Source organism: Campylobacter sp. IFREMER_LSEM_CL2090 (assembly GCF_025771865.1).
In the GTDB taxonomy this organism is placed as follows: domain Bacteria; phylum Campylobacterota; class Campylobacteria; order Campylobacterales; family Campylobacteraceae; genus Campylobacter_D; species Campylobacter_D lari_D.
In genome coordinates this window covers 144,557-159,410 of the sequence record NZ_JAKMRA010000003.1, presented here as the reverse complement: position 1 = coordinate 159,410, position 14,854 = coordinate 144,557, and the positions used below count along the sequence as shown (strand labels likewise).

General features: G+C 29.2%; 14 protein-coding genes. 5 read left to right on the top strand and 9 right to left on the bottom strand.

Features of this window, described 5'->3' with window-relative positions; genetic code table 11:
- Positions 1-82 precede the first annotated feature (82 nt).
- From L8V85_RS02975 to rpsU, 9 genes are all read right to left on the bottom strand, one after another.
- Complete coding sequence (locus L8V85_RS02975; RefSeq protein WP_263737447.1) at positions 83-502, bottom strand: PepSY-like domain-containing protein; 420 nt, start codon at positions 500-502, stop codon at positions 83-85.
- Between the two features lie 60 nt (positions 503-562).
- The gene (locus tag L8V85_RS02970; protein ID WP_263666512.1) at positions 563-2,275 is read right to left on the bottom strand and encodes an ATP-binding protein; all 1,713 of its coding nucleotides are present in this window, start codon (positions 2,273-2,275) and stop codon (positions 563-565) included.
- Positions 2,276-2,283: 8 nt separating this feature from the next.
- Complete coding sequence (locus tag L8V85_RS02965; RefSeq protein WP_220566936.1) at positions 2,284-2,763, bottom strand: hypothetical protein; 480 nt, start codon at positions 2,761-2,763, stop codon at positions 2,284-2,286.
- A complete protein-coding gene (locus L8V85_RS02960; protein ID WP_263737446.1) occupies positions 2,760-3,251 on the bottom strand; it encodes a YajQ family cyclic di-GMP-binding protein in 492 nt (163 codons plus the stop codon). The genes L8V85_RS02965 and L8V85_RS02960 overlap by 4 nt, the downstream gene beginning before the upstream one ends.
- A complete protein-coding gene (locus tag L8V85_RS02955; RefSeq protein WP_263737445.1) occupies positions 3,241-4,173 on the bottom strand; it encodes a D-2-hydroxyacid dehydrogenase in 933 nt (310 codons plus the stop codon). Before L8V85_RS02955 ends, L8V85_RS02960 begins: the two co-directional genes overlap by 11 nt.
- Before the next feature lie 3 nt (positions 4,174-4,176).
- Positions 4,177-5,349 carry a glutathionylspermidine synthase family protein gene (locus L8V85_RS02950; protein ID WP_258107722.1) on the bottom strand — a complete coding sequence of 391 codons (1,173 nt, stop codon included), beginning with the start codon at positions 5,347-5,349 and terminating at the stop codon, positions 4,177-4,179.
- An 11-nt stretch (positions 5,350-5,360) separates the two neighbouring features.
- A complete protein-coding gene (locus tag L8V85_RS02945) occupies positions 5,361-5,981 on the bottom strand; it encodes a UPF0323 family lipoprotein (RefSeq protein ID WP_133319062.1) in 621 nt (206 codons plus the stop codon).
- Between the two features lie 76 nt (positions 5,982-6,057).
- Complete coding sequence (locus L8V85_RS02940; protein ID WP_220566939.1) at positions 6,058-6,663, bottom strand: LysE family transporter; 606 nt, start codon at positions 6,661-6,663, stop codon at positions 6,058-6,060.
- A 42-nt stretch (positions 6,664-6,705) separates the two neighbouring features.
- The gene (gene rpsU / locus L8V85_RS02935; protein WP_002780697.1) at positions 6,706-6,918 is read right to left on the bottom strand and encodes a 30S ribosomal protein S21; all 213 of its coding nucleotides are present in this window, start codon (positions 6,916-6,918) and stop codon (positions 6,706-6,708) included.
- A 185-nt stretch (positions 6,919-7,103) separates the two neighbouring features.
- On the opposite strand from rpsU, the gene ccoG reads away from it, so the two are divergent.
- From ccoG to L8V85_RS02910, 5 genes are all read left to right on the top strand, one after another.
- Positions 7,104-8,477: a cytochrome c oxidase accessory protein CcoG gene (ccoG, locus tag L8V85_RS02930; protein WP_133319064.1), complete on the top strand. Its 1,374-nt coding sequence runs from the start codon at positions 7,104-7,106 to the stop codon at positions 8,475-8,477.
- A 1-nt stretch (position 8,478) separates the two neighbouring features.
- A complete protein-coding gene (locus L8V85_RS02925) occupies positions 8,479-9,102 on the top strand; it encodes a TetR/AcrR family transcriptional regulator (protein ID WP_263737444.1) in 624 nt (207 codons plus the stop codon).
- 83 nt (positions 9,103-9,185) lie between these two features.
- Entirely contained in the window at positions 9,186-10,283 is a 1,098-nt protein-coding gene (locus tag L8V85_RS02920) for an efflux RND transporter periplasmic adaptor subunit (protein WP_133319066.1), read from the top strand.
- Positions 10,283-13,405: an efflux RND transporter permease subunit gene (locus L8V85_RS02915; protein ID WP_220566942.1), complete on the top strand. Its 3,123-nt coding sequence runs from the start codon at positions 10,283-10,285 to the stop codon at positions 13,403-13,405. Before L8V85_RS02920 ends, L8V85_RS02915 begins: the two co-directional genes overlap by 1 nt.
- Positions 13,398-14,840 (top strand): efflux transporter outer membrane subunit, encoded by a 1,443-nt coding sequence (locus L8V85_RS02910; RefSeq protein WP_263737443.1) that lies wholly within the window; start codon positions 13,398-13,400, stop codon positions 14,838-14,840. The genes L8V85_RS02915 and L8V85_RS02910 overlap by 8 nt, the downstream gene beginning before the upstream one ends.
- Positions 14,841-14,854 lie beyond the last annotated feature (14 nt).

The window sequence follows — 14,854 nt, the reverse complement described above, 5'->3', positions numbered from 1 at the left end:
TAATTAAACTAAACCCTTAATGGGTTTAGTTTGAGTGATATAAGATTTTAAGTGTTAATTGCTAAGCTGGGGTTGGTGATTATTAATCGTCGAATTTTTGGCCTAAAATATTACCTTTAAAATCTGTATAAATTTCCATCATATTGTTTGTTCTAAATTTATAGCCATTTATTTTTTTATCTACTTCTACAATAGCTGCATTTGGTTGTACTGCTTGTACTTTTGCAATAATTTCTTTTGGGATAAATCCTGTTGGAATGCCTTTGTATTTACCATCAACTTCTTTCCAGTCTCCATTGATGATAAAGTCAATTTCAGTCCCATCAACTAAATTTACTTCATAAGAATCTACATCTTGTTTTACATAACCTACATTTACACCTTTAAAATGAGTATTTAAAAACTCTTGAGCCTTTTGAGGTAGAGCATTTGGACTTACAACCATATCTGCAAACATAGAACTTGCACAAACTAAACTAACTAACATTAATTTTATTTTCATTTTTTCTCCTTTAAATAAAAGTAAAAAATGATATTAACTGCTTGTGAAATTTATGTGAATTTAATTTTTAAAACCAACTATTTTATTTTTATCAAATGAAGATTCTATTTCTTTTTCTATTGTATGTAAAAAATCACTCATTTTAAAAACACCATCCTTAGAAATAGCTGCTTTCAAAGCTGTATTTTTAACTACCATGGCAATTTGAGCTCCACTTAGCTCATACAAAGCAAGGTTTTTTAAATCAAAATTATCATCAAATTTAGCATTTTTAGGTAAAGCTTTTTGCCATATCATCAAGCGTTGTTCGTAATTTGGCTTTTTAAATTCTATTTTATACTCAAATCTTCTTGAAAAAGCTACATCTAAACTTTCTAAAAAATTAGTCGTAGCTATGATAACTCCACTAAAACGCTCAATTTGTTCTAGAAAAATATTTTGCATTTGATTGTGCATTTTATCAGCACCGCCACTACTTTCTACCCTAGTACTTAAAAATTGATCAGCTTCATTTAAAAGCAAAATAGGACTTTGTTTGCTTGTTTGACAAAGCTCTTTATAAGTATCAAAAATTTTTCTTACATTTTGCTCGCTCTCGCCCACATATTTGCTTAAAATTTTAGAACAATCAAAACTCAAAATAGATTTTTTCATAGCTTTTGCCATACTTAGCGCACTCATAGTCTTACCCGTGCCAGCAGGACCATAGAAAATTATCTTAGCTTCTATGTTTTTATTTGTTTTTATACCCCATTTATTTAATCTTTCCAAAACCTTTTTATCTTGTTGTTTTAATATACTTTCCAATAGATCTTTAGTGCTTTGGGGCATAATAACATCATCTATATTAATATTTGGCTCAATTAGCTCAAAAATATCTTGTTCTTTAACTAAATTTTGAAGTTTAATTTTTTTATTCTTCTTTGGTTCTTTAAAATTAATAATTCTTTGTAAAATATCATCACTTAAATAAAAAATCTTAGTTATATCACCCAAAGAATTAACAAATTCATCATATTCTAAAAGATTTGAACTAAGTAGCTTAGAATCTTCTTCTAGTAAGACTTTGTTTTCTTGTTTTTGAATATCATCTTCGCTAATTAAATGAAGTAAAAAATTAAAATCTCTGCTATAAGAATTTTCAGTGTTTAGCAAATACTCTTCTTTTAATAAACTAATAAATATCAAACATTCTTTATCGTTTAAAGCATACTCTTTAAAAATATCTGCCAAAACATTAGAAATTTTACTCTTTTTTAAACGCTCTTTAATATATGCTTCAAATATAGCTATATCTTTTTTAATATTCTTACTTTGAGAGCTTTTAGCAAAAAAACGCAATCTTTGATATAGCTCGATTTTAAAAAATTCATCTTTTAAATATGCAATATGATCTTCATAAATTTGATCTTGCATAAAATCTTGTATAGTTTTATTTTCTAAAATTTGTAAAAAAACCTCACTTAAACTTAACTCGCATTGTAACAAATTTAAAAATAAACTTGAGTTTTTACTCGATTTAAAATCAGAAAAAATTTGAATAATAAAACCTTTTTCTATAAGATTTTTAAGATCTTTTAAATGATCTAAATACTCATATTCATCATTTTTAAAAACTTCACTAAGAAGATTATAGGCATTAATGCTTACATTTGCTTGTAAATAATTTTTACACAAATGCTTTAAAATTAAAATTTCATCTTCACTGCATTGTAAGTTTTTATAAATATTGCTTTTAAAAGTATCATTAAGAAAAAGTTTTAAATCTTTCATATTTTCCTTTATATTGATTTTATGCTAAATTTAATTTTAGATTTTTTGTCACTAAAACTCATATTTTTATCACAAACCTCATAAAAAATATCATAATTTTTGCTTATAATATTTTGAGTAAAACCACAAGAAGTGATTTGCTTATTTTTCCCATAAAAAATAGGTTTTTTGTAAATTAAATCTTGCAAAAAATCATCATAATATTCATTATTAAAAAATCTTTTATTAAAAAAAGTTTTTGCATAACATACACCATTAATGCAAATTTTATCCATGATTTTTAACTCAAGTAAAGCCTTAGAGGCACTATAAAGTTCTAAACTTGTAAAATTTTTTCCCTCATATAAAAAGCCATAATCAGCAAATCTAAATTGAGGGGTTTTTAAAACAATATAAGCACTTTGTGATTGTGTTTTACTTTTTAAAGCACAAGAGCTTAAAAAAACACACACAAAACACAAAAAAATTATTTGAAGTGACTTTATCATTTAAGGTTTTTAAAACTAAGATTAAGTTCTAAATTTAACTCTTTTACTATTTTCATCACGCTTTGTAAATCATCAATTTGCTTACCAACTACGCGAATTTCATTGCCTCTAATACTTGAAGTTACCTTTAGCTTACTATCTTTTATAGCTTTATTAATCTTCTTAGCACTATCAGCATCAATAGCATCATTAACTTTTAAATTCAATCTAAAATTTGCTCTACTCTCCCTGCTTAACTCTTTAATACCATTAGGGTTAATCCCTCTTTTGATAAGTTTTGAAATAACAATATCTTTTAGCACTTCAATTTTTGCTTCACTTGAACAAGTAAGCTTATAAATACTTTCTTTTTCATTTAGCTCTATTTCACTTTTAATGCCTTTTAAATCATATCTGCTATCAAGCTCTTTTTTAGCTTGCTCTAAAGCATTTTTTAGCTCTTGTTTGTCAATTTCCCCACTAATGTCAAAACTATGCTCATTTGCCATTTTCTATAAACTCCTTAAGATTATTAAATACGATTTGGACTAAATTTTGTATGGATTCTTCACTAGCCCATGCAACATGTGGAGTGATAATTAAATTTTCTTTATTTTTTATATTAAGCAAAGGATGATTTTCAACCATAGGTTCTACTTCAAGTACATCAAGCCCTACTCTAATATTTTTTTCATCCATAATTTGAGCTAAATCTACTTCATTAATAATCCCACCACGACCTACATTAATTAAAATGGCCTCATCTTTTAAAAGCATTAATTCTTTCTTGCTTAATAAATTTTTTGTTTTTTTATTTAAAGGTGCATGGATACTTATCACATCAGAAGTTTTTAAAAGCTCTTCAAGGCTTACTTTCTCATATGTATCATCATTATTAACCCCTGAGGTAGAATAATAACAAACATTTGCTCCAAATATTTGCGAAGCCTTAGCTACCTCTTTACCTATAACTCCAAGCCCTATAATACCATGTTTTTTTCCTGTTAGAGTATGTAAAGTTCTACTAAAATCAGTGAATATTGGGCTTTTTACCCAAAGCCCTTGTTTGGTCCATCCATCATAATATGGGATTTGATTTAAAAAAGCAAAAAGCAAAGCAAATGTATGACTTAAAACACTTTTGGTAGAATACCCAGCTGCATTTTTTACTATTATACCTTTAGAATTTGCATAAGCTACATCTATATTATTTACCCCTGTGCCAAGCTGCAAAATGAGCTTTAAATTGGTGTTATCTATAACTTCTTGATCAATGATGACTTTATTTATCATCACAACTTGTGCATCAGATATTCTTGAGATAACCTCATCTTTAGATGTAAGTTCATAACTTATAAATTCCCCAATACTTTCAAAAGCTGTTAAATCAGTTCCACCTAAAGTAGCAGCATCTAAACATACTATTTTCATTTTTTATCCTTTAACAATGTGCCCTACAAATTTAGAATAATTATCAAGCACCAAACCACCTTTTCTAAAACCTAAACCACAACCCTCATAAGCAAAGAAAACTCCTGCTTGATAATAATCATTTTCATTTTGATTAAACTCAGCAAATTCTTGATACACAAAACGATTGTTTTGATAATCTCCACTTGTTTCAAAACTTATATCTCCATTAGCTTCTATAATAGAAACATTTGCTCCTTCTCTACCAAAAACAGGCTTTTTAACACATTTTTTACCCACTAAAGGTTCATCACTTGTTTCAAGCAATAAAGGATGATTTGGATAAAGCTCCCATAAAATTTTCATTATACCCTTGCTTTGAAAAAGTAAAGTATAAGCAGGATTTAAAATAATTGCTTTTTGATTTTGCATAATTTGAGTTAAGAGCATAGCAAGTTCACCCTCTTCTATAGCTATACTTTCCCAAGGAATGAGTTTGAAAAAATACTCAAAATTTACATCATTTTTAAAAATTCCTTCGGGTGAAAATTCTACCTCATCAATATAAGAAAATTCACTCTCAAAACCAGCTTCACTAGCAATGTGTGCTAAAAGTTTTGTTGTAATCATATCCTCATCACTACCTGCAATTGAAGAAAACAATATTTTCCAACCTTCATAATATTTTTCAAATTCACTTACATCTTCTTCTAAGGTTATAAGTCTTTTAAAATTATCTCTTAAAGCTTCATATATATTATTAAATTGCGAGCTTTCATCTAGGTTGTTTTGCTTTAAAATAGCCCATTGCAAAATAGCACTTTCAAATAAAGATGTTGGAGTATCAGCATTAAATTCTATTAGTTTTATAGGCTTACCATCAAGCCCACCTGCTAAGTCAAACCTACCATATAAATGCCAATGTACATCATTTTCCCAACTCATCTTAATCGCATCAACCAAATTAAAAGGAATTCCAAGCTCGTCAAAACGATCATTATCAATCACTTCTTGTGCAGCAGCTACAAACATATCATAAAGCTCATTAACTGCTTCGTAGTATGCATTTGCTTCATCTTCCCTTACACAAACTAAATTAGAATCTAAATAATCACTTCCATCATTATCCGTATGCCATGAAAAACCTATTTGCTCTAAATAAGATTTTTCTAAAGGATTTACTTTTAAAAAATTCATTTTTTCACCTTTTAAGAGCCAAAAGAATTTGTAGAACTTGAAGTAGCTTTAGAGCCACCACCAAAAAAGCCTGATTTTTTTGCATTTGATCCTGAAGTAGCACTTGTACTTGCTTTATTAAAGCTATTTACACTTCTTTGATAAGCACTTTGATTTGAAAATGCTCCTCTTTGTTGATTTGCAAAATTTTGATTGTTAAAAAGCTTTGAACCTATCCAACTTCCCAAAATAGCTCCAGCTGCACTCGCAAGCAATGTCTCGCCTAAAGAAAGCCCACCGCTACTCATTTGGGCATTGTTTGGATTTGTTAAATTTGAAGTACCATTGTCTATTTTAGCAGCTTCTTCTTGGATTAATTTATCCATTTCTTCTTTGCTTAAAACCCTTTCAGTTCCATCAAGTTGTTTTAAGACTACCCTAGTTTCATCACTTGGAAATTGATCTTTGATTTTGTATTGATTTGGAGCGGTTTCTTCAATAATAACAAAGGCCCCTTGAGTATTTGCCGCTTGACTTAAAGCGTTATTGCTAGAATCATTTGTATTATTACTACATGCACTTAAAGCACCTGCACTAATTGCAGCAATACCACTTATCATACTAAGTTTGAGTATAGTTTTAATATGTTTCATAATCTTTCCTATAAAAATTTATAAATTTAACTTAATAAGATTTTAACAAAAAAAGTATTAATAAAAATTAATTGTTTTAGTTTATCATAGTCATTAAATTACTACTTAAAATAAACACAGCAAAAGCAAAAAATATAAAAGCACTTAGATAATCAATAAGTTTTAAATTCTTTTGATAAATTCTTACCATAAATGGTTTAGAAAATAATAAAGAAATCAAAGAAAAATAAATTATAGTTTCTAAAATCAAAACAAATATCAAGACTATCAGCATCCATCGCATTTGTGTAAAATCAAAACTTGCAAAAACACTGGCGAAATAAAAAATTGCTTTAGGATTAGATAAATTTGTAATCATTCCACTTAAAAATGCAGATATATAAGTTTTTTGAACTTTAATTTTGTCATTTTTTGTATTCTTGTAAATCTTAAAAGATAAATACAAAAGATAAAATGCTCCAAAACTTGATAGTATAATTTGTAAAAATGGGAATTTATGAAAAACGGCATTTAATCCGAGTATAGAAAGTATAATCCATATACTAACAGCTAAACTTACTCCCAAGCTTGCCTTTAAAGCACTTTTAACCCCTTCTCTTAATGCATATGAACTTACTAAGAAAAAATCAGGTCCTGGTAAAATAAGTCCGAAAAAATGAATAATTATAATCCAAAAAAACATAAATATTTTAACGAAGAAAGCCGATTTCTCGGCTTTTTGGTATTAGAGTCTTGACTCGTAGCGTCTAAGCATATAAAGTCTTTTAAGCATTTTTTTGCGTGCTGAAATTTTTTGTTTTTTGCGAATTTCAGTCATAGGCTCAAAAAATCTTCTAGCGCGAACTTCAGTAACAACTAGATTTCTATCTACTTGCTTTTTGAATTTTCTATACGCTTCATCAAAAGACTCATTAGGATGTACCTTGATTCCTGGCACGACCCTCACCACCTTTCTTTAAATAAATTTTAAAATAAAGATTATATCATAATTTTCTTGAAAATAAAACTTATTTTTGTAATAATTATATAAATAAAAATTAAATATAAATTATTAATTAAGACAAAGTTTGATTTAATTTTTCTAATACTACAATATAAAGAAATATTTCTAAGGAAAATAAAATGAATGCTCACATCACAAACTATACTAAAAAAAGATATATAGCTTATATCATTTCTATGATCATTTTTATAGCACTACCTTTTATAAAAATAAATGGAAATCATTTCTTTTTATTAAGCTTTGATCATAAAAAACTTAATTTATTTTTTATCGCTTTTGATACTCAAGAGCTGTATTTAATGCCTTTTGTTATCATGGGTATGTTTTTAACTATACTTTTTGTTACTACTTTAGCAGGAAGAATTTGGTGTGCTTGGAGCTGTCCTCAAACTATTGCTAGAGTTATTTATAGAGATCTTTTGCAAACAAAAATCTTTAAAATTCATAAAAGCACAGCAAATAAACAAAAGCAAGTCAGTGGATTTTTCGTCAAAAAAGCTTTAAGTATTGTGATTTTTTATCTTTTTTCATTGTTAATGATGAGTGCATTTTTATGGTATTTTGTACCACCTGAAGATTTTTTTACATACATTCAAAATCCTGCTGATCATTTATTGCTTTTAGGGATTTTATTTTGTGCTTCTTTGGCTTTTACTTTTGATATAGTATATTTGGGTGAAAAATTTTGTGTTTATGTATGTCCTTATGCAAGAATTCAATCTGTAATGTTTGATAATAACACCGTTCAAGTAATATATGATGATAAAAGAGGAGGTATGATTTATGATGGACATACCAAACTTTATCAAAAGCCACCACAAGGTGAATGTATAGGATGTGAAGCCTGTGTAAAAATTTGTCCTACACATATAGATATACGCCAAGGAATGCAACTTGAGTGTATTAATTGTCTTGAATGTGCCGATGCTTGTTCAAAAGTTCAAGCCAAATTTAATCGTCCTAGCTTAATTAATTGGACTAGTGCAAAAGCTATTGAAACAAGGGAAAAAGTAAAATATTTTAGATTTAGAACTATTGGATATTTAGTTGTTTTATGTGGTGTTTTTGTGGCTTTAGTTTTAATGGGAAGTAAAAAAGAAAATATGCTTTTAAATATCAACCGTTCTAGCGAGCTTTATCAAATCAGAAAAACCCATGATGGAGAATTAATTATTAGTAATGCTTATGTATTTTTATTTCAAAACACCGATAATAAAACTCATGAGTATTATTTTGATGTGAAATTACAAGGCATTGAAGATGGCTTAGAAATCATTAGACCTAAAAAATCTTTTAAACTAAAAGCTGGCGAAAAAGATAAACATATAGTTGTTTTAAAAGCTACTAAAAAACTAGCCGATAATGATAGAAAAGACACTGTAATACCATTAACCATCAAAGCCTATGCACTTGATGATAAAAATATTGTCATATTACGTGAGAGCAATTTTGTATATCCTAAAAATTCTATCATAGAGCATAAAAAATACTAAAATGAAAAAAAGAATTTCTTCAAAATCTCAAGCAAGGCTTGAAAAAATCAAACAAATCGCTGCGGAGTCATTTTTAAAAAATGGCTACGAAGCAACTAATCTTAAAGATATTATCAAACAAGCTGGTGGATCTTTTTCTTGCGTATATGAGCATTTTAAAAGCAAAGAAGGTTTATTTGAAGCGGTTTTAAATGATTTTGCAGAAAATCATTTTTTAGCTATTTTGAAAAAGAATATGCGACTTTCACCTGGTGCTAATTTAGAAGAATTCTTATATCAATTTGCAAAAGCTTATTTAGGGATTTTTAACGATACTAAAACTATAGCTATAGTAAGACTTTTATATTCTGAAATTTATAATGAAAAATTTGATTTTGGAAAATGGTTTAAAGGAAGCAATAGAAAAGAAGTAGAATATGTTCTTCGAAAAAGATTTGAAGAAGAAAATGAAATTTTAGCTCAAAATGCTGAATTTTTAAGTTATACTTTTTGCGCTATGCTTAGAGGGACATTTTTTATACAAAGCACTTTTGAAAATAAAGTTTCAATGAATAAAAAAGAACAACAAAGCCACGCAAAAAAAATCGTAAAGCTTTTTACTCAAGGTCTTGTTAATTTTAATTAACTAAAGATTGATAAAATAGTATTTATTAATTTTGTAATATAAATTACTTTTTATTTAGCTAAATAAATAACTTAAGGAAACAAATGAAAACAAAACTTTTAACTCTAGCTTGCGCTTCTCTTATCTTTATAGCATGTTCAGATGATAAGAATGCACAAGTTAAACAACTCCCTCCTCAACCTGTTAGTATTATGACTATGCAAAGTGCTAATTTACCTTTAGAATTTACTTATCCTGCGAGATTAAGTACTGAATTAGATGTAGTAGTCAAACCTAAAGTAAGCGGTGAAATCAAAGCAAAATACTTCAAAAGTGGTCAAGCTGTAAAAAAAGGCGATAAGCTTTTTCTTATAGAACCTGACAAATACCAAGCAAGTGTAAATATGGCTTATGGAGAAGCTTTGGTGGCAAGAGCTAATTTTGATGATGCTGAAAAAAATTTTAAAAGAGATAGTATTTTAATAGAAAAAAATGCTATTTCACAAAAAGAATTTGATGCAAGTTTAGCTAAATTTAACTCCACAAAAGCTAATCTAGAAAGCGCTAGAGCAAAACTTGCTAATGCAAGATTAGACTTAAAATACACCATAGTAAGTGCTCCTTTTGATGGAATTTTAGGTGATGCATTAATGGATGTGGGTGATTATGTAAATGCTTCATCTACTGAACTTGTACGCATTACAAACATTAACCCAATTTTTGCAGATTTTTATATTTCTGATGTAGATAAAATCAATATGAATAAAAATATTCAAAGTGGCAATTGGAAATTAGAAAATATCCAAGTACAAGCTAATGTTGGTGGAGAACTTTTCAATGGAAAATTATATTTCGTAGATAGCGTTATAGATACTCATAGTGGTGGAGTAAAAGCAAAGGCTATTTTTGATAACAACAATTCAAACTTAATGCCTGGCTCATTCGCAAATGTTCATGTTGGTGGTTTTGTTCAAAAAGATGGTTTTGAAATTCCTCAAGTTGCGCTTTTGCAAGATGATAGTGCTACTTATGTTTATACCCTTGTAGATGGAAAAGTAGTTAAAACTATTGTTAATGTTATTTATCAAACTTCTGATAAAGCAATTATTGATAAGGGCTTAAAAAATGGGGATAAAGTGATTTTAAATAACTTCAAAAAAATCCGTCCTGGTGCAAGTGTTAGCGTAATGGAGAATAAATAATGTTTTCTAAATTCTTTATAGAAAGACCTGTATTTGCTTCTGTTGTAGCTATTATCATTTCTTTAGCAGGTATTATAGGACTTTATTCTTTACCCGTGGAGCAATATCCTTCCTTAACTCCACCCGTTGTTAAGGTAAGTGCAACTTACTCAGGAGCTGATGCTCAAACGGTGGCTCAAACGGTGGCTATTCCTCTTGAAGATGCAATCAATGGGGTTGAAAATATGATTTATATGGATTCAACTTCAAGCTCTTCAGGAGATATGAGCTTAAGTGTATATTTTAATATAGGTACAGATCCTGACCAAGCAACAGTTGATGTTAATAATAGAATTTCAGCTGCTATGGCAAAACTACCTGAAGATGTTAAAAAAACTGGTGTTAGTGTAAGAAAAACCGGTTCAAGTATATTAGAAGTTGCTACTTTATATTCTCCTGATGGCTCTATGGATTCACTCGAAGTGTATAATTATGCTGCATTAAATATTTTAGATGATCTTGCTAGGGTTCCTGGTGTGGGTAATGCCGTAGCTATTGGTGCAAGAAATTATTCTATGAGAATTTGGCTTAATCCTGATTTATTAAACAAATATCAAGTTACTGCGACTGATGTTATTGCTGCAGTTAGCGAGCAAAATGCTCAATATGCTACTGGTAAGATAGGTCAAGAACCTGTGGTGGAAAGATCTCCTTATGTGTATTCAGTAACTATGCAAGGAAGATTAAAAAATACTAAAGAATTTGAAGATATTATCATAAGAGCAAATAGTGATGGCTCTTTTTTAAGACTTAAAGATGTAGCCGAAGTTTCTTTAGGATCAAGAGAATATACTTTTAAAGGTAGATTAAACGGAAATGACGCTACTCCTATTTTGATTTTCTTACAAACCGGAGCAAATGCTGTAAATACAGCAGAATTAGTGCAGAAAAAATTTGAAGAACTTTCTAAAAATTTCCCTGAAGGATTAACTTATAAAGTACCTTATGATACAACTATATTTATTAAAGCTTCCATTAAAGAAGTGGTAAAAACTTTCTTTGAAGCATTAATTTTAGTTGTAATTGTAATGTATTTGTTCTTAAAAAATTTCCGCTCAACTATTATACCAATGATTGCTGTTCCTGTTTCTATTTTGGGAACTTTTGCAGGATTATATGTCTTAGGTTTTAGTATCAATCTACTTACGCTTTTTGCCTTAGTATTGGCTATTGGTATTGTTGTTGATGATGCAATTATAGTAGTTGAAAATATCGATAGAATTATGCATGAAGATCCAAATATAAGCATAAAAGAAGCAGCTATTAAAGCTATGGATGAAGTTGCTGCACCTGTTGTTTCTATAGTTCTTGTACTTTGTGCGGTTTTCATACCCGTTTCATTTATATCAGGTTTTGTGGGAGAAATCCAAAAACAATTTGCCATAACCTTAGCAATATCTGTTACTATATCAGGCTTTGTAGCTTTAACACTAACTCCTTCTTTATGTGCAATTTTTTTAAGAAGAAATGAAGGTGAACCTTTTTATTTTGTGAAAAAATTTAATGATATTTTTGATTGGTCTACCGAAGTTTTTGGTGCTGGTGTGGCTTATATACTTAAAAGAACAGTGCGTTTTATGTTAATTTTTGTAATCTTTTTGGGTGGTTTATATGGACTTTTCAAACTTGTTCCAAATTCACTTGTTCCAAATGAAGATCAAGGAAACTTTTTAACTATTGTCAATCTACCCGCAGCATCTTCGCTTAATAGAACTACTCAATCAATGGATGCTATGGCAGAAGAAATCCGCAAAAATGAGAATGTAACTAATGTGGTAGGACTTATAGGCTATGATCTTTTTACAGGTTCTTTAAAAGAAAATTCTGGCGCAATGTTTGTTAATTTGAAAAATTGGGATGATAGAGATATTAGTAGTTTTGATTTAGTTGGATCTTATAACAAACAATACTTCTTAAATCCAAATTTTCAAACTTTCTTTGTTAATCCACCACCAATCCAAGGTTTAAGCTTAACTGGTGGTTTTGAGATGTATGCACAAAATCGTAGCGGAAAAAGTTATGATCAAATTCAAGTTGATGTAAATAAATTAGTTGAAGCAGCAAACAAGCGTCCCGAACTTCACAATGTAAGAACAACGCTTGATACTAATTTTCCGCAATTAAAACTAGAAATTGATCGCGATAAAGTAAAACTTTATGGTTTAAATTTAGCTGATGTATTTAGCACTCTAAATGCCACCATAGGAACTTATTATGTAAATGATTTTTCTATGCTTGGAAAAAATTATCGTGTAAATATAAGCGCAATTGGAGATTTTAGAAATACTCAAAATGCTTTAAAAAACATCTTTGTTAGATCAAAAGATGGTTCTATGATAGCTCTAGATAGCGTTTTAACATTACAAAGAAGTGTTGGTCCTGATGATGTAAAACGCTTTAATATGTTTCCATCGGCTTTAGTGCAAGGTGATCCTGCTCCTGGCTATACTTCAGGACAAGCCATTGATGCAATTGCACAAGTGGCAAAAGAAACTTTAGGAGAGGATTATTCTATTGCTTGGTCAGGTTCAGCTTATCAAGAAGTTACAAGTAGCGGTGCTGGACAAATAGCATTTATGCTAGGACTATTATTTGTATTTTTAATTCTAGCAGCACAATATGAAAGATGGCTCATGCCTTTAGCAGTAATTACGGCTGTGCCTTTTGCAGTATTTGGTTCTTTGCTTTTTGTATGGCTTAGAGGATTAGAAAATGATATATATTTTCAAACGGGACTTTTACTTTTAATAGGCCTTTCTGCTAAAAATGCCATTTTGATTGTTGAATTTGCTATGGAAGAGCATCTTAAAAAAGGAAAGAGTATTTTTGAAGCTTCTATTAGTGCAGCAAAATTGAGATTTAGACCTATTGTAATGACTTCATTGGCATTTATTTGTGGTATTTTACCGCTTTTCTTTGCATATGGAGCAGGAAGTGCAAGCCGCCATGCGATAGGTACAGGTATTATAGGTGGTATGATAGCAGCTTCTACTATAGCCATTTTCTTTGTACCTTTATTTTTCTATTTACTAGAAAGTTTTAATAAATGGCTTGATAAAAAAAGAGGTAAAATCAATGCGTAAGTTAATAATTTTTGCAAGTTGTTTTTTAATAACAGCTTGCAGTTTAAAACCAAATTTAGAAATTAAAGATGTAAATTACACTAAAAGCTTAGATCAAAACATTAGCATTAACAAACAATGGTGGAAAGCTTTTGATGATAATTATTTAAACACCTTAGTCGATCAAGCTTTAAAAAACAATAACGACTTGCAAATTGCATATATGAATTTACAAAAAGCTTATGAGGCTTTAGGTATAGCAAGAAGCGATCTGCTTCCTAAACTAGATGGAAGTGCTAGCGGAGCAAGAGCAAAAACTAGCATCAATGCTCCAAGCAACAAAAGTAATGAATTTGTCTATGGCAATGATTTTAATATGGGTTTAAATTTAAGTTATGAAGTAGATTTATGGGGTAAATACAGAGATACTTATAATGCTTCAAAAGCAAAATTACAAGCTAGTGAGTTTGACTATGAAAGTGCAAGATTAAGCTTAATTTCTAATGTAGTAAAAACTTATTTTAATCTAGCAAGCTTAAGTGAGCAAGTAAAAATTTTAGAAGAAACAACCCAAAGTTATCAAAAAACTTATGAGTTAAAATTAGAGCATTTTAAACTTGGAGTAATTAGTGAGTATGAGCTTAACAAATTTAAAGCTGAACTTGAAAATTCAAGAGTTTTACTCACAAATGCTAAAATTCAAAAAGAAGCTAATACCAAAGCTTTAAAAATCTTAACTTCAAATGATATTGATGATATACTTTATAATAGCATAGAGTATAAAAAAATAGGACAATACGAGCTTAGCATACCTGAAGGTATTGGTAGTGAAATTTTACTTCAAAGACCTGATATACAAGCTAGTTTAAAAATTTTAGAAGAAAAAAACTATCTTGTTGGAGTAGCCAGAACTGCATTTTTACCAAACCTTTCTTTAACAGGACTTTTGGGTTTTCAAAGTAATGATTTAGATCTTTTAGTTAAACATGGAAGTAATACTTGGAATGTAGCTGGAAATTTTGCAATGCCGATTTTTCATTGGGGTGAGATTATGAATAATGTTAATATCGCAAAACTTACCAAAGATGAAGCGTTTTTACAATATGAAAACACCTTAAAAACAGCCTTTGGAGAAATAAGACTTGCTTTATTTAACCGCCAAAGCTATTATGAAAATGAGCAAAATTATAAAAATTTATTTCTAGCTCAAAGTAAAATTTATGAAATTTCTACCTTAAGATATGAAAATGGTGTGATTAATTTAGCTGATTTTTTACAAGATCAAAGAAATTACCTAAATGCTAAACTTTCTTACACTAACTCATCTTATGAGCTTGCAAATTCCATTGTAGATGTTATGAAAGCCTTTGGTGGTGGATTTAACACTAAAGAAGAATCAAAAGAAAATATCAAAGCTATGGAAGAAAACTTAAAAGAAAACTTTTATAACAACTGAGCCTTAAGGCTTAG